This window comes from Synechococcus sp. R6-5 (assembly GCF_047461775.1).
Classification (GTDB): Bacteria; Cyanobacteriota; Cyanobacteriia; order Thermostichales; family Thermostichaceae; genus Thermostichus.
The window spans coordinates 1-13,786 of record NZ_JANSHV010000193.1; the positions used below are offsets into that span (position 1 = coordinate 1).

General features: G+C 59.1%; 12 protein-coding genes. 9 read left to right on the top strand and 3 right to left on the bottom strand.

Features of this window, described 5'->3' with window-relative positions; translation table 11 throughout:
- The first annotated feature begins 202 nt into the window (after window positions 1-202).
- The 5 genes from NW818_RS10425 (at window position 203) to sppA (ending at window position 5,741) form a co-directional block, all read left to right on the top strand.
- Window positions 203-1,336: a PIN/TRAM domain-containing protein gene (locus NW818_RS10425; protein ID WP_414424505.1), complete on the top strand. Its 1,134-nt coding sequence runs from the start codon at window positions 203-205 to the stop codon at window positions 1,334-1,336.
- A 44-nt stretch (window positions 1,337-1,380) separates the two neighbouring features.
- Window positions 1,381-3,126 (top strand): sensor histidine kinase, encoded by a 1,746-nt coding sequence (locus NW818_RS10430; RefSeq protein ID WP_414391016.1) that lies wholly within the window; start codon window positions 1,381-1,383, stop codon window positions 3,124-3,126.
- Between the two features lie 75 nt (window positions 3,127-3,201).
- A complete protein-coding gene (rsmA, locus tag NW818_RS10435; protein ID WP_414424506.1) occupies window positions 3,202-4,050 on the top strand; it encodes a 16S rRNA (adenine(1518)-N(6)/adenine(1519)-N(6))-dimethyltransferase RsmA in 849 nt (282 codons plus the stop codon).
- Window positions 4,051-4,155: 105 nt separating this feature from the next.
- Window positions 4,156-4,860: a 3-oxoacyl-ACP reductase FabG gene (gene fabG / locus NW818_RS10440; protein WP_414424507.1), complete on the top strand. Its 705-nt coding sequence runs from the start codon at window positions 4,156-4,158 to the stop codon at window positions 4,858-4,860.
- Between the two features lie 74 nt (window positions 4,861-4,934).
- On the top strand, window positions 4,935-5,741 hold the full coding sequence (gene sppA / locus NW818_RS10445; protein WP_414424508.1) for a signal peptide peptidase SppA: 807 nt from the start codon (window positions 4,935-4,937) through the stop codon (window positions 5,739-5,741).
- 89 nt (window positions 5,742-5,830) lie between these two features.
- On the opposite strand, the gene coaBC is transcribed toward sppA, so the two are convergent.
- Window positions 5,831-7,069, bottom strand: a complete 1,239-nt coding sequence (coaBC, locus tag NW818_RS10450; protein WP_414344656.1) for a bifunctional phosphopantothenoylcysteine decarboxylase/phosphopantothenate--cysteine ligase CoaBC — start codon at window positions 7,067-7,069, stop codon at window positions 5,831-5,833.
- Between the two features lie 339 nt (window positions 7,070-7,408).
- Here coaBC and NW818_RS10455 point away from each other — a divergent pair, with 339 nt between their 5' ends.
- The 3 genes from NW818_RS10455 (at window position 7,409) to NW818_RS10465 (ending at window position 10,596) form a co-directional block, all read left to right on the top strand.
- Complete coding sequence (locus tag NW818_RS10455; protein ID WP_011432615.1) at window positions 7,409-7,777, top strand: AbrB family transcriptional regulator; 369 nt, start codon at window positions 7,409-7,411, stop codon at window positions 7,775-7,777.
- A 256-nt stretch (window positions 7,778-8,033) separates the two neighbouring features.
- The gene (locus tag NW818_RS10460) at window positions 8,034-8,837 is read left to right on the top strand and encodes an Ig-like domain-containing protein (protein WP_414424509.1); all 804 of its coding nucleotides are present in this window, start codon (window positions 8,034-8,036) and stop codon (window positions 8,835-8,837) included.
- 31 nt (window positions 8,838-8,868) lie between these two features.
- Complete coding sequence (locus NW818_RS10465; RefSeq protein WP_414424510.1) at window positions 8,869-10,596, top strand: helicase HerA domain-containing protein; 1,728 nt, start codon at window positions 8,869-8,871, stop codon at window positions 10,594-10,596.
- Here the strand turns inward: NW818_RS10465 and NW818_RS10470 are convergent.
- Both NW818_RS10470 and NW818_RS10475 read right to left on the bottom strand, forming a co-directional pair.
- Window positions 10,533-11,537 carry a methyltransferase domain-containing protein gene (locus tag NW818_RS10470; protein WP_414424511.1) on the bottom strand — a complete coding sequence of 335 codons (1,005 nt, stop codon included), beginning with the start codon at window positions 11,535-11,537 and terminating at the stop codon, window positions 10,533-10,535. The genes NW818_RS10465 and NW818_RS10470 overlap by 64 nt on opposite strands.
- Before the next feature lie 262 nt (window positions 11,538-11,799).
- On the bottom strand, window positions 11,800-12,843 hold the full coding sequence (locus tag NW818_RS10475; protein WP_414344654.1) for a glucokinase: 1,044 nt from the start codon (window positions 12,841-12,843) through the stop codon (window positions 11,800-11,802).
- Window positions 12,844-12,995: 152 nt separating this feature from the next.
- Between NW818_RS10475 and NW818_RS10480 the strand changes: the two genes are divergently transcribed.
- Entirely contained in the window at window positions 12,996-13,742 is a 747-nt protein-coding gene (locus tag NW818_RS10480) for a DUF3120 domain-containing protein (RefSeq protein ID WP_414424512.1), read from the top strand.
- Window positions 13,743-13,786 lie beyond the last annotated feature (44 nt).

A 13,786-nucleotide genomic window follows, 5' to 3' on the forward strand; every position in this document is an offset into this window, starting at 1 on the left:
GGTTTTGGGGGTTAGAGGCATGCTCCACAGATCCCTCAAGCTGGCAAGGGATCGCTATGATTTCAGCATAGTCTGAATCCTTCTGGGGGAGGGCTGGCTTGGTTGTCCGGATCCCTCCAACACCAGACGACTAGAATGAGTAGGAAGCAGATTTGCCTATTCCCAGCAGCATCACCCACTCAGCAGGGCCGTCTTTTTTCTTATGCTAGACGCTTTACTGATCGCGATCTTCATGTTGGCCGGGGCTGGTCTCGGGTTTTACGGCCTGGATTTGCTCCCTCCTGCCGCCATTCAGGGGGCCAATGTGGAAGGAGCCCGTGTCGTCACCAGCGGCTTTGGCGTGCTGGCAGGACTGGCTTTGGGATCCCTGGTGCGCTGGAGCTACCGTCGCTTCGAGGCCAATGTGCGCTCCCTGCCGCCGGACGTGTTGATCAGCCGCTCGGTGGGGTTGGTGATCGGCTTGGTGATCGCCAATCTGGCCATGGCTCCTGTGTACTTGCTGCCCTTGCCTCCCCAACTCAACAGGTTCCTCGAGCCACTGGCTTCGGTCTTTTTCAGCTTGGCCTTTGCCTATCTGGGGGTCAGCCTGGCCGATACCCACGGCCCCTCGCTGCTGCGGCTGTTTAACCCCAACTATGCTTTACAAGCAGCCCTCTGGGCGGAGGGCAATGTGGTGGCTGCCAGCGCCAAGGTTTTGGACACCAGCTCCATCATCGATGGCCGAGTGGCCCAGTTGATCGAGACGGGCTTTTTGGAAGGAACCCTGGTGGTTCCTCGCTTTGTGCTGACGGAATTGCAAACCATTGCCGACAAGGCCGATGCCCAAAAACGAGAGCGGGGCCGCAAAGGCTTGGATACCCTGCAGTCTTTGCGAGAGGCCTACCCCGATCGTTTCGTTATTCACGAAGCCAACTATCCGGATCTGAGCACTGTGGACGAAAAGCTGGTGCGCCTCACCCAAACCGTGGGGGGAACGCTGCTCACCACCGATTACAACCTGAAGAAGGTGGCGGCTCTGCAGGGGGTCAAGGTGCTGAATGTGAATGAGTTGGCCGAGGCGCTGCGGCCCATCTATGTTGCCGGCGACAGCTTTGATATCAAGATCACCCGCGAAGGAAAAGAGCCAGGTCAAGGGGTAGGCTACTTGGAAGACGGCACCATGGTGGTGGTGGAAGAAGGGCAGCGCTCTGTGGGCAAAACCCGCTCTGTGGTTGTGACCAGCGCCATTCAAACCTCAGCAGGCCGCATGATCTTCGCCCGCCTCAACAAGGACTCTGCCCCACTAACCCGCCCGGCCTCTGATCCGGCCAGCCCGGCTTCCTCTGGAAAAACCTGAGTTTTGGCCTACGTTCCCCTAGCGCAATGGTGGCTTCATCCCAAATGGGCGCCCTCCGACCCACTCCGATGTTCTACACGCAGGATCGCCAGAGGCGCTTCTGGAGTTTTTACTGGGAAGATGCCGAGAAATATGGCATCCACCCTCAGCACATCGTGAGCGGACAGCAAATCTGGGAGGTGGCCAACGCTGGAGAGTACGAAGCCAAGCTCAACCAGGTCTTTGCAAGCGGGGATCCCCTCTCCTACGAATGTCAGGTGCTCTCGCCCCGCTACAAGTTGCATCTGCATCTTTCTCTCAACCCTGTACGGGACATGGAAGGGGAGGTGGTGGCGGTTGCGGCAGTGGGCAAGTTGCTGGGGGCTACGCCTTTTGCGTTGGCCGGAGGAACCAGCAGCCCCAACAGCCAGCCCCATGCTCTCCCGGCCGATCCGGTACAGGGGATCACGACGCAGTTGGTGCGCAACATCCGGCATTCCCTCGATATCCGGCAACTGTGCCAGCAGACCGTGGAGCAGTTGGGGCAACTGTTTGAGGTAGATCGCTGCCTGATGGCCCTCTACGAGGTGGGGCAAGACTCCCTCACGGTCAATGCCGAGTACCGCCGCCATCCTGGGGATCCCTCCCTGCTCCACCAGACCCTGAAGCTGGCAGATTACCCCCATTTGTTGCAGGCCCTCAGACAGGAAGAACCGGTGGAGGCGGGGCGACATCTGGCCATTGCCATGTCTTACCAGGGCTACGCCAACAGCCTGCTCTGGCTGGAAATGCTGGATCCGAACAGGGTTCCTGTTTGGCAGCCAAGCCACATTCAGGTACTCCAGAGCATTGCCACCTACCTGGGCGCAGCCATTGCCCACGCCATTTTGCTGGATCAAAGTCGCCAACTGGCAACCCGCTTGCAGTTAGCCAACCAAACTCTGCGTCAGAAAAATAAGGAGCTGGAGCAGGCCCGTGCCCAAGCGGAATCGGCCAACCAACTGAAAAGCCAATTCTTGGCCAACACCTCCCACGAGCTGCGCACCCCTCTCAACGGGATCATCGGCTTTATCAAGCTGGTGCTGGACGGGATGGCCGAAAACCGCGAAGAGGAGCTGGACTTTTTGCAAGAGGCCTATCGCTCTGCCCTGCACCTGTTGGCCCTAATCAACGATGTGCTGGATATCGCCAAGATCGAGGCGGGCAAAATGCAGTTGGAGTTCCAGCCCTGCGACCTGCGAGCTTTGTTTAAGGATGTGGAGGCCAAGACTAGCCTGCAGGCCAGCCAAAAGGGCCTACAACTGAGCTTCCACCTGCCCAACACCTCGGATCAGATTTTGCTCTTGGGCGATTACCAACGCCTGTTGCAGGTCATGCTCAATTTGGTGGGGAATGCCATCAAGTTTACCCCCAAGGGCTCGGTAACCGTGCGAGCGGATATCCTGCCCGGCAACCCGGGTTTGGCCCGCATCCGCGTCATCGACACAGGGATCGGGGTATCGCTGGAAAAGCAGCAAAAACTGTTTCAGGCCTTCACACAGGTGGATGGTTCCACCACCCGCCAATATGGAGGAACCGGCTTGGGCCTGGCCATCAGCCAACGCCTGGTGGAGGCGATGGGAGGGGAAATCAATTTCTACAGCCTGGGCGAAGGGCTGGGATCCACCGTCACCTTTACGGTGCCCCTCTACCGCAAGCCGCTCCTGAGCGGGGATCCGAACCCAGAGGCGCTCCCTGCTCAACCCGCCCGAGATAGACCTGAGGATGCGGATCCCACCTTGATTTCTGTTCCCAACTCAGTCCAGCGATGACCCACCCGGCCATTTCTCCTTCAACCGCTCTGGGTACCTCTCGGTTGCGGCGCAGCACTGCGCGAACATTCCCCCATGCCCTATCCTCGTAAACGGTTTGGTCAGCATTGGCTCAAGGATCCCGCTGTTCACGAGGCGATTGTGCGGGCTGCCCAGTTGAATGATCTAGAGGGAGACGCGGATCCCACTTGGGTGCTGGAGATCGGCCCCGGCACCGGCCAACTGACGCGGCGATTGCTGGCCCAGGGTGTCCAGGTGGTGGCGGTGGAGATCGACCGGGATCTGTGCCGACTGCTGCAAAAACGGTTCGCCGGCCAACCCCGTTTTCACCTGCTGGAGGGAGATTTTCTCCGCCTGCCGCTGCCTCCTCAACCCCGCCTGCTGGTGGCCAATATCCCCTACAACCTGACCGGCCCCATTTTGGAAAAGGTGCTCGGATCCCCGGCCCAGCCGGTTCGGCAATTCGAGCGCATTGTCCTTCTGGTGCAAAAAGAGCTGGCCGAGCGCTTGCAGGCCGGCCCCGGCAGCAAAGCCTATGGTGCCCTCAGCCTGCGGACGCAGTATTTAGCCGATTGCGAGCTGATCTGCAGGGTGCCCCCCACCGCTTTCAAGCCCGCCCCCAAGGTGGAATCTGCCGTGATTCGCCTCACCCCCCGCCCCGCCCCCACCCCCGCCCGGGATCCCCGCTGGTTTCACCAACTCCTCCGGCAGGGGTTCTCCACCCGTCGCAAGAAGCTCGTCAATGCCCTGGGAAGCTTGGTGGAGCGAGAAGCGGTTGCAGCAGCTTTGGCTCAGCTCCGCCTCAACCCCGATGCCCGCGCCGAAGAGCTGGATCTGCCCCACTGGCTGGCCTTGAGCGACCTGCTGCTGGAGAAAGCGCCCAAAAGGGCTGTTGTTCTTCAAGAGGGGCAGGAACCGGGGTAGGGTGAGAGAGGGAAGCTCAGTTGGACGAACCCAAACATCCTCTGGGGTTTTTGAAGTCCCTTCCCGATCTTGTTCTGGATCCCTTTCGCCAATGCAGGTGCATCCATGCAAAGCAACCAAGGCAAGCAAATCCTCTTGACCGGCGGCACAGGCGGGCTGGGTTTGGGGGTGGTTCCCGTGGTGCTGGCCAGCGGCGCAGAGCTGACCTTGACCTATCGCCAAGAGAAAGATCTCACCATTTTGCGGGAGCGCCTGCCGGCCAATGCTCTGGATCGGGTTCGCTTTGTGCAAGTGGATTTAACAGATGAGGCGGCGGTTGCCCGCGTCATTGCCGACCTACCCCGCGTGGATGGGCTGATCCACCTGGTGGGGGGCTTTGCCATGGGCCCCACCCACGAGTACAGCTTGGCGGACTGGTATCGCGACTTCGACCTCAACCTCACCACCACATTCCTGACCTGCAAGCACAGCCTGCGCAGAATGTGGCAACAGGGCTATGGGCGGATTGTAACGGTGGGATCCCGAGGAGCGGTGGAGCCGGGCCCGCAATTGGCCGCCTACTGCGCTTCCAAAGCGGGGGTGGTGGCCCTGACCCGCACCATTGCCGCCGAAACCCAAGGCACCGACATCACGGCCAACGTCATCCTGCCCAGCATCATCGACACGCCGGCCAACCGAGCTGCCATGGGATCCGAGCGAGCCGAGCTGTGGGTAAAGCCAGAGTCCATCGGGCAGGTGATCGCCTTTTTGGTCTCAGAAGCAGCGCGGGATCTGCGAGGGGCGGTGATCCCGGTGTATGGCAACGTCTAGGCAACTGGTTGACCAAGCCATGAGCCGCCATTCATGATACAGAATATGCACTTATCCCTATCCAGTTCTTTTCCATGCTGAAGCGGTTATTCTTGGGTGGTTTGCGCCGGCAAATCGGTCGCATTGAGGTGGCAGGGGCTATTGATGGCAAAACTCGCGAGCGGGTTCTCAAGGCCCTGAAAGAGGTGGAAGAAAACCATATCCCTGCCGTGGTGCTGCGCATCGATAGTCCAGGTGGGACGGTGGCCGACTCCCAAGAAATCTACAATGCCCTCTTGCGTTTGCGGGAGAAAAAGGGCACCCGTATTGTCGCCAGCTTTGGCAACATTGCTGCCTCTGGGGGGGTTTATATTGCCATGGGAGCCGAAAAAATTGTCGCCAACCCAGGAACAATCACCGGTAGCATTGGTGTGATCATTCGAGGCAACAATATCGAACGCCTCCTGGATAAGGTGGGGATTTCATTTAAGGTAATTAAGTCTGGCCCCTACAAAGATATTCTCTCGTTTGATCGCGAGCTGACCCCAGAAGAGCGAAACATCCTGCAAGAGTTGATCGACATCACCTACGGCCAGTTTGTGCAGACGGTTGCCGCTGCCCGCAAGTTAAGTTTGAATGTGGTCAAAACTTTTGCCGATGGTCGCATTTTCAGCGGAGAGCAGGCCCTCCACTTGGGTGTGGTGGATCGCTTGGGCACAGAAGAAGATGCCCGCCTTTGGGCGGCAGAGCTGGCGGGTTTGCCGACGGATGCGAAGTTCTACGACCTGCTCCCGCGGCGCAGAGGTTGGTCTCGATTTCTGCCGGCAGCAGAAGCCTTGGCCCGTCTGCAGTTTGAAGCGAGCACCTCGGGCTTGCCCCTGTGGCTTTACACAGGTTCTTGAGGCAGTTCGCGAACAGCTATTCCGGGAAGTTTAGCGTTCTGTACCGCACAGCCCCCACCCCCGGCCCCTCTTCCAGAGGGAGAGGGAGTTTAACTAAAGTAGCCCAACTCCAATTGCCGGGCCAGATCCAGCAGCCGGTGGGCCAGGGTTGGCTTGGTTGCCAATGGGATCCGCTCTGGACTTCCCTGCTGGGGGATCCAATAGCCTTGGTTGTGGCTGCTGCCAAAGCCGCTATCCGGTTGGTCGATGGGGTTGGCCACAATAGCATCCAGGCCCTTCTGGCGGAGCTTCTCTCTGGCCGGTGGCAAGGGATCCCCACTTTGGGCGGCAAAGCCGATGAGGCGTTGGCCAGGGCGTTTGTGGCGGGCCAGAGCTGCCAGCAGGTCAGGGATCGGCTCCAACGGCAACATCTGGGGTAGATCGGCTTTGGGCAGCTTCCCCGCGTAAACCTGAGAGGGGCGCACATCCCCCACAGCAGCAGCCATCCACAAGAGATCCGCCTGGGGAAATTCCGCCTGCAAAGCCGCCTCCAGTTGGGCTGCCGTCTCCACCGGAATGGCCCGAATGGCGAAGGGCGCTGGATCAAAAGGGATCCCCAACGGCCCATGAACCAGCGTCACCGTCGCTCCTCGGCAGGCCGCCGCCACCGCCAATGCCACTCCCATCCGACCACTGGCCGGGTTGCCGATAAAACGCACCGCGTCAATGGGCTCCCGTGTACCCCCCGCCGTCACCAACACCCGCTTGCCCTGCCAATCTTTTTTCCCCCCTGTCCAGAGCAAAGCCCGCACATACTCCTGCAGCGCCTCCGGCTCCAACATGCGCCCTTCCCCCACCGCATCACAGGCCAGGCGGCCACTGGCCGTCGGCAAGGCCCAAAAACGGGGATCCTGGTGTAGCCGCTGCCAATTCTCGGCCACCTTCTCCGCCTTCCACATCTGCGTATTCATAGCCGGTGCCACCGCCACCGGACACCGGGAAGCCAAAACCACATTGGTGAGCAAGTTATCCGCCAGCCCATGAGCCAACTTGCCCAAGGTGTTGGCCGACAAGGGTGCAATGAGGAGAGCCTCCGCCCATTCCCCCAACTCGATGTGCAGCGGTCGTCCTCGTGTTGCTTGCCAAAAGGCGGCATCCGTAAAAGCCGGCTGGCGGGACAAGGTGGCAAAAGTCAAAGGAGAAATAAAATGTTCCGCAGCTTTTGTCAAAACCACCTTGAGCTCTGCTCCCTGCTGCACCAGAGCAGACACCAAAGCTGCCGTTTTGTAAGCAGCAATCCCCCCGCTCACCCCAATGAGGAGACGCCGCCCCGACCAAAAGGGATCCATATTGAGTGACACGCAAACAGCCTTGTTTCCAGTTTCCCTGCTTTTGCTCAATTCCGGCGGCAAAGCGGGGATCCCTCGCCCAAAGATACTTTGACTTGGACGGATGACCCTGTCGAGAATAGGGCCTGAGAGCCTATCATTCCCCATTTCAGCCAAAGTCTCCCCCATAGGTTCTGGCCTTCAGAGGGAATTCCCCACTGCTGTTTTGCGCAACCAGCCCTCAGATCCCATTGCAGTCGCGCACTCATTCCCTCTAATTAAGAAGAGTTGGATCAAACTCTATTGCAATCGCTGTTTGTTTCTGGCTACACTAACAGTTGTCCCTAAAACCATCTCGATATGGCTACAACCAGTAAACCAAAACCACTCACTGGCCAAGAGCTCCTCGACAAGGTAACTTCAATGGGAAATGCGGATCGCAAGGAAAAAGCTCGCGCCTGTGGTTATGTCACCTACACCAAGAATGGTCAGGAGCGAGTGAATCTGATGCAGTTTAACAACGCCCTGTTGAAGGCCGTTGGCGTGGATCTCGGCGCTAGTGACGAAAATGGATCCCGTGGCCGCGCTCCTACCTTCCGGGTTTCGGTTCATAAGAATGGCAACCTCCTGATCGGAGCTGCCTACACCAAGAAGATGGGCCTCAAGCCCGGAGATGAGTTTGAGATCAAGCTGGGCCACCACAACATCAAGCTGGAGCGGGTCAACTGATTTGCTGCCTCCCTGGATGCTTTTCCCTGCTGGTGATCTCATCTCAGCTTGGGTAAAGCCTTTGGTATTCCTTTCGGCCTCTAGGGGCTTGGGAGCAGCGACCTCTTCCCTTCGCTCCGGTGCTCATTGTCTTTCTACTTTTCAGAACAAGGGATCCTCATGATCCGCTGGGGATCCCTGGCAGTTTGTACCTCATCAATGGCTGAAGTGTGGGTAAGTTCGCTATTCTGACAACAGTTAAATTGGGTCTGCGGCAATGAACACTCCGACCGTACAAAATGTCTTTCGCCATTGGCGGCGGTGGCGAACTTGGGCGGGGCTGTTGTTGTTGGCAGCAGCGTTCTTTGTCATCGAGTCTCATCGGCAAGTTTGGCCTCAGTCGAATGCTTCTCAAAGTCAGGCATTTTTGGAGTGGGTGTCTTCCCAGCCTACCCCCGAACAGCAGGATGTTTTTGTGGATGGAGTCATTCGGCTGCAATTCAATCGGCCACTGGATCCCAATCTACAACGTCTGGCGGTTCAGTTGGATCCGCCGGCAGCGGTTATTTTTGATGTGCAGGGAGACGAGTTGTTGCTTAAGCCTCGGGATCCCTTGCGCTTTAGCACCCGTTACACCCTCACGCTTTCTCCCCAAGAGGGGCTGCCCCTCGAGCAGGCCATTCAGCTGAGTTTTCGCACCGAACCGCAATTTACCTACGAACGGGATGTCAAACCGCTGCTAGAAGCCAGTTGTGTGGGTTGCCATCAGCCGGCAGGACGGCAGCGCACCCAGTTGCTGGACAGTTATGAGGCCACGATGGCCTATGTCAGGCCCGGGGATCCCAATAGCGAGTTGATCAATCCCCGGTGGACGAGCCGCCACACCTACATCCTCAACGCCATTAACCCCAACCGCCCCCAAGCTCGCGGCGGATCCCCTGAGATTGCTTACATTCAGGCCCGCGGGCTGCCCCTGTCCCGTCTGGGCTTTTGGACGCCGGAGGAAGTGGAGATCGTCCGCACCTGGATTGTGCAGGATGGCGCCCCCCGCACCAGCGCCCGCTTACAGATGGGCAACTGAATAAGGCATCTGGAACCCAAGCCTCACCGCCATGACCCCTCCTCAACCTTTGGCCACCGTGATTCAGGGATCCCTGAGTCGAGGGCTGGAAGCTCGCCTCAATCCCGGTGTCTCGGTAGAAGACTTGCGGGTGGGCAAATTCGTGGTGATCCAGGGGCAGCGCAACCGCTTCTTCGGCCTGCTCACCGACGTTACCCTAGAAACCAGCAACCCCCAGATCCTGGTCAACCCCCCCCGTCCTGAAGAGACCCTGCTGCGGGAAGTGCTGGCCGGTACCGGCACCTACGGCATTATTGCCCTCACCCCGATGCTGATGTTGGTGCCGCGGCAAACGGAAGGGGAAAGGCTGTATCCCCTGGTCAATCCCGAACGGCCAGAAGCGTTGGCAGCTCCCCTCGGCCAAGAACCCCCTTCCGCTGGCGCCATGGAGCTGCTGCCCGTGAAAACGGTGCCCGCCCATTTTTCGCAAGTGTATGAGGCACGGGAACTGGACTTTCGCACCGTCTTCGGCTGGGAAGACGACCCGGAGCGGCGCAACTTTGCTATCGGCCAGCCCCTCGACATGGCTGTGCCCATCTGTTTGGACTTGGATCGCTGGGTGGAGCGCAGCAACGGCATTTTCGGCAAATCGGGCACCGGAAAGTCCTTTCTGGCCCGCCTGATCCTGGCCGGTATCATCCGCAAACGGGCGGCGGTGAACCTGATCTTTGACATGCACTCCGAGTACGGCTGGGAGGCGGCCAGCGAAGACAAGCACGCCACCACTGTCAAGGGCTTGCGGCAGCTCTTTCCCGGTCAGGTACAAATCTATACCCTGGATCCTGATTCCACCCGGCGGCGAGGGGTGCGGGATGCGCAGGAGCTCTTCATCGCCTACAACCAGATCGAGGTGGAGGATCTGGCCCTGTTGGCAGAGGAGCTGAACCTATCGGAAGCCAGCCTGGAAAACGCCATTATCCTGCGCAACGAGTTTGGCCGCGACTGGATCAGCCGCCTCTTGAGCCTTTCCAACACCGAGATTCAAGAGTTTTGCGAACAGAAAATGGGCAACAAAGCCTCGATGATGGCCCTGCAGCGCAAGCTCACCCGCCTTGACAACCTCAAGTACATCCGCAGCACCCTGCCCCACAACTACATCGGCCAGATTTTGGATGCCCTCAGCCGCGGCATTCACGTGGTTATCGAGTTTGGATCCCAGTCCAACCTGCTCTCCTACATGTTGGCGGCCAACGTCATCACCCGCCGCATTCACCAGGCCTACGTGCACCAGACGGAGCGGTACTTGCAATCCAAAAATCCCCTCGACCGGCCCCGTCAACTGTGCATCACCATCGAGGAGGCCCACCGCTTTTTGAATCCGCGGGCGGCCAAGCAGACCATCTTCGGCACCATTGCCCGCGAGATGCGCAAGTACTTTGTCACGCTGCTGGTGGTGGATCAACGCCCTTCCAGTATCGATAGCGAAGTGATGTCGCAGTTGGGCACTCGCATTACGGCACTCCTCAACGACGACCAAGATATCGAGGCGGTGTTCACAGGGGTGGCGGGCAGCCAGAACTTGAAAACGGTGCTGGCCAAGTTGGACTCCAAACAGCAAGCCCTAATTCTGGGCCATGCCGTGCCTATGCCGGTGGTGGTGCAAACCCGCCCCTACGACCAGCGGTTCTACGCCGAAATTGCCGATCCTGACTGGTCTCAGGCTGAGGATGCGGAGGTGCTCCTGGCCGCCCAACAGGCTAAGTCCGAGCTGGGGCTGTGAGCACAAGCTGCCCGCACCGCTCGGAACATGCCAAAGCGACACAGCCCTGTGCCGAAAGCCAGCCGCATCAGCAAAAAGGTGGGTACCTCCCGCAAGGACTTCACCAAGCCGACCAAGCCAAACCTGAGAAAGCCCTCAGGGCGGACAACACCCTGCCAGATGGAATCCAGCCAAGAGGGAAGGGTCTCCTGAGTCCAGTCGGCGGTTTCTACCCGTCCCGCCACCAGGCCAGTAGCCTCCAACTGCTCGGCAAAGCCTTCGATGCTGGAGAAGGAAGGGTGTGACCATTGATCCAACAGTTGCCGCATCACCAGCCGCTCCCAAAAGTTCAGGGGCTTTTGCCGGTCGTCCCGCTGGTTCCAGTCCGCCACCACCAGGATTCCCCCTGGCTTCAACACCCGCAGCATCTCTTGGGCATAGCGGGCCTTGTCCGGCATGTGGGGCCCTGCCTCAATGGACCACACCACATCGAAGCTGGCATCGGGGAAGGGCAGATCAAGGGCGTCGGCCACCCGAAATTCAACTTTGAGATCGGGGGGGGTCAGCTCCTGTGCCCGCTTCACCTGCTGAGGACTGATGGTGATACCGGTAACGACAAAGCCGTAGTCGCGGGCCAAGATGCGGCAGCTCCCACCAATGCCGCAGCCCACATCCAACACGGTTGTCCCTGCAGGCAGTCGATCCAACCCCCCCCAGCGCACCATCTCGTGGACAAAGTCGTGCTTGGCCTGCAGAAAATTTTTTCGTTGGGGAGGAGAGCCGTAGTGGCCCAGGTGAATGTGTTCGCCCCAGTAAAACTCTAGGATCCCATCCCGAGTCCACTCGTCGTAAGACTTGGCCACGGAAGCGGGAGACTCGTATTTGCGAGCGGTCAACAGATAGGCTGCCAAGCCCACAGCCAGCAGCACAGCTATGCCCAAAGCCCAAAAGATTGGATTCATCGGATCAACCATGAAGTTTCTATGAAGTCCCTCTGCGTGGTGGCAATCATTGTCGGTTGGATAGCGCAGCCCCAGGCGGAGTGCTTTCCGGTATGGGGCCAGCCAAGCAAAGGCGCAATCCCATCTTGACCCATCTGCTGGCTCAAGGAAGAAGTCTGGGATCCCGGCAAAGGGCAGCTGGGCGAGATTTTCCAGCACCCATTGGGATTGCTGCGATCGCCTGCTGGGCCGGGGCGGCAACCTCAGTAGCAGCGGCTGCTCCCTACCAAAGGTTGGCGGCGTAGCGAGCAGCTCCCCTCAGCCCCACCTGCGCATTCACCACCACCTGCACCGACAGTTGCTCCAGAAGAGGACGCATCCGCCCCTTATCCAAAAACGAGGACAAAAACTCCCCTTGATGCAGTAGGCGCAAGAGCTTGGGCGCGATCCCCCCAGCGATGAACAGGCCCCCGCGCGGCAATAGGTGTAGGGCAAAGTTCCCGACTGCAGCCCCGTACAGGCTGATGAAAAGCCGCAGACACTCCACCGCCAGAGGATCCCGTGCTTCCATGGCAGCATTGGCAATTTGGGCTGCCGGGTCAATATGCTTAGCTCCCTTTTCCCAAGCCTCAATTTGGGCCAGCAGCTGTTCTTCTCCTGAGCCCCACTGGCTATCCCGCAAAAATTGATAAATGGCAACGATCCCCTGCCCCGAGACTACCCGCTCGGTGGAGACACGTCCGTGCCGTTTTTGCAAATACCTCAAGAGCTCCCACTCCAGAGGGGTGCGCGGGGAAAAGTCCACGTGACCGCCCTCGCTGGCATGAACTTGGTAACCCCCTTCTCCCCAGGTAAGGTAAGCCTGCCCCAAACCCGTGCCTGCTCCCATCACGCCAATCGGAGCCCGCGGTTGACGCTCACCCACTTGCAAGGTGTCCAGATCCTGGTCGCCGAGGGCAAGCACGCCATACCCCACAGCGCTGAAGTCGTTGATCAAGGCTACGCGCGGGATCCCCAGCTCTGCGGCCAATTGGCTCGACTGCAGATCCCAGGGCAAGTTGGTCACTTTGGCAGTCTGTCCCTCAGACCCTGAGCCCCTTGTTTCCATGACGGGGCCGGCCACTGCAAAACAGGCGGCAGCAGGCTGTGGATCTCGCCCCAGCTCCCGCCGAGCCTGGGCCAGAAACTCTCCCACCATTGGGGCGAGGTTGGCGTAATCTTGGCTGGCATAGCGGCAGTGGTAAAGGCTGTGCTCGGGATCCTCGGCATTGACAAGGCTGAGGCTGGTTTTGGTGCCCCCGATGTCTCCTGCCAACAACAAGTCCATACAGTTTCCTCCGGCCAGCACCTCCTTCCCACCCTGACATCTCTGGAGAGAGAATGCCAGGCCCCCAAGGCTTCCCCGCTCCTGCTGGGGAGAAGAGGGAAGGGCAAAGAAGGTGCTATGTTAACTGATGTAAAGGTTTTTAATATTGCATTTTGTCTTCTGCACCTTTTTTACCCCCTCTCCAAGATGAGCCTCTGCTGTCCTCTGAGCGTTTGGCCGGGCTGGATCCCCGCCCTCTCTCGGCTCAAAGGCGTTTTCGATCCCACCATGCCATTGGGGGAGTGGCAGCTCTGCTCGTGAGTCTGCCCGTTTTTGTGCAAGCGCCCCTGGTGCGGTATGCCCCTTGGGTCAGCTTGGTGATGTCTTTGGGCTGGCTGGGCCTTAGCTTGCATCTCTACTCCCAGCCCCGTACCCGCCTGTGGGGAGATTTGCTGTACGGCTTTACCCTGACTTGGCTGGCAGGATCCCTGTATTGGGGATGGCTGCGCTTTGAGCCTCTTTGGCACATGCCCATGGAAGCCTTGGGGATCCCGATTGTCTGGTGGGGGACACGGCGACGGTTTGCCCGCATCGGTACCTGGTTTTATCTCGGCTCCCTGTGGGGTACGGCGGTTACAGATCTCTACATTCACTCGGTGGGGCTGCTGCCTGAGTGGCGGCAGGCGATGCAGTTTGACCGGTTGGAGCAGGCGGTTGTCCCTTTTAGGGCGGCCCTCGACAAAATGGCTACCCCCTGGGGCCTGGGTTGGGGCATCGGCTTGGGCCTTCTGTTGCTGGGTGTTGGATTGTGGAGAGTCCAGGGATCCCGCCGCTTGCACCATTGGGCATTTGCGGGAGCAGTGCTGAATACCCTGTTGGTGGATGGGCTATTTGGCTGGGGGGCAGCTCTGCTGCGGTGAGCTGGGACATCCCCATAACTGATACATTTACGCTGAACACTGCT

Excerpts from the sequence above, each read along its gene's own strand:
- NW818_RS10425 (WP_414424505.1), top strand. The coding sequence starts at position 203 with ATGCTAGACGCTTTACTGATCGCGATCTTCATGTTGGCCGGGGCTGGT.
- NW818_RS10430 (WP_414391016.1), top strand. The coding sequence starts at position 1,381 with ATGGGCGCCCTCCGACCCACTCCGATGTTCTACACGCAGGATCGCCAG.
- NW818_RS10455 (WP_011432615.1), top strand. The coding sequence starts at position 7,409 with ATGGCTACAACCAGTAAACCAAAACCACTCACTGGCCAAGAGCTCCTC.
- NW818_RS10465 (WP_414424510.1), top strand. The coding sequence starts at position 8,869 with ATGACCCCTCCTCAACCTTTGGCCACCGTGATTCAGGGATCCCTGAGT.
- sppA (WP_414424508.1), top strand. The coding sequence starts at position 4,935 with ATGCTGAAGCGGTTATTCTTGGGTGGTTTGCGCCGGCAAATCGGTCGC.
- rsmA (WP_414424506.1), top strand. The coding sequence starts at position 3,202 with ATGCCCTATCCTCGTAAACGGTTTGGTCAGCATTGGCTCAAGGATCCC.
- coaBC (WP_414344656.1), bottom strand. The coding sequence starts at position 7,069 with ATGGATCCCTTTTGGTCGGGGCGGCGTCTCCTCATTGGGGTGAGCGGG.
- NW818_RS10475 (WP_414344654.1), bottom strand. The coding sequence starts at position 12,843 with ATGGACTTGTTGTTGGCAGGAGACATCGGGGGCACCAAAACCAGCCTC.
- NW818_RS10470 (WP_414424511.1), bottom strand. The coding sequence starts at position 11,537 with ATGAATCCAATCTTTTGGGCTTTGGGCATAGCTGTGCTGCTGGCTGTG.
- NW818_RS10460 (WP_414424509.1), top strand. The coding sequence starts at position 8,034 with ATGAACACTCCGACCGTACAAAATGTCTTTCGCCATTGGCGGCGGTGG.
- fabG (WP_414424507.1), top strand. The coding sequence starts at position 4,156 with ATGCAAAGCAACCAAGGCAAGCAAATCCTCTTGACCGGCGGCACAGGC.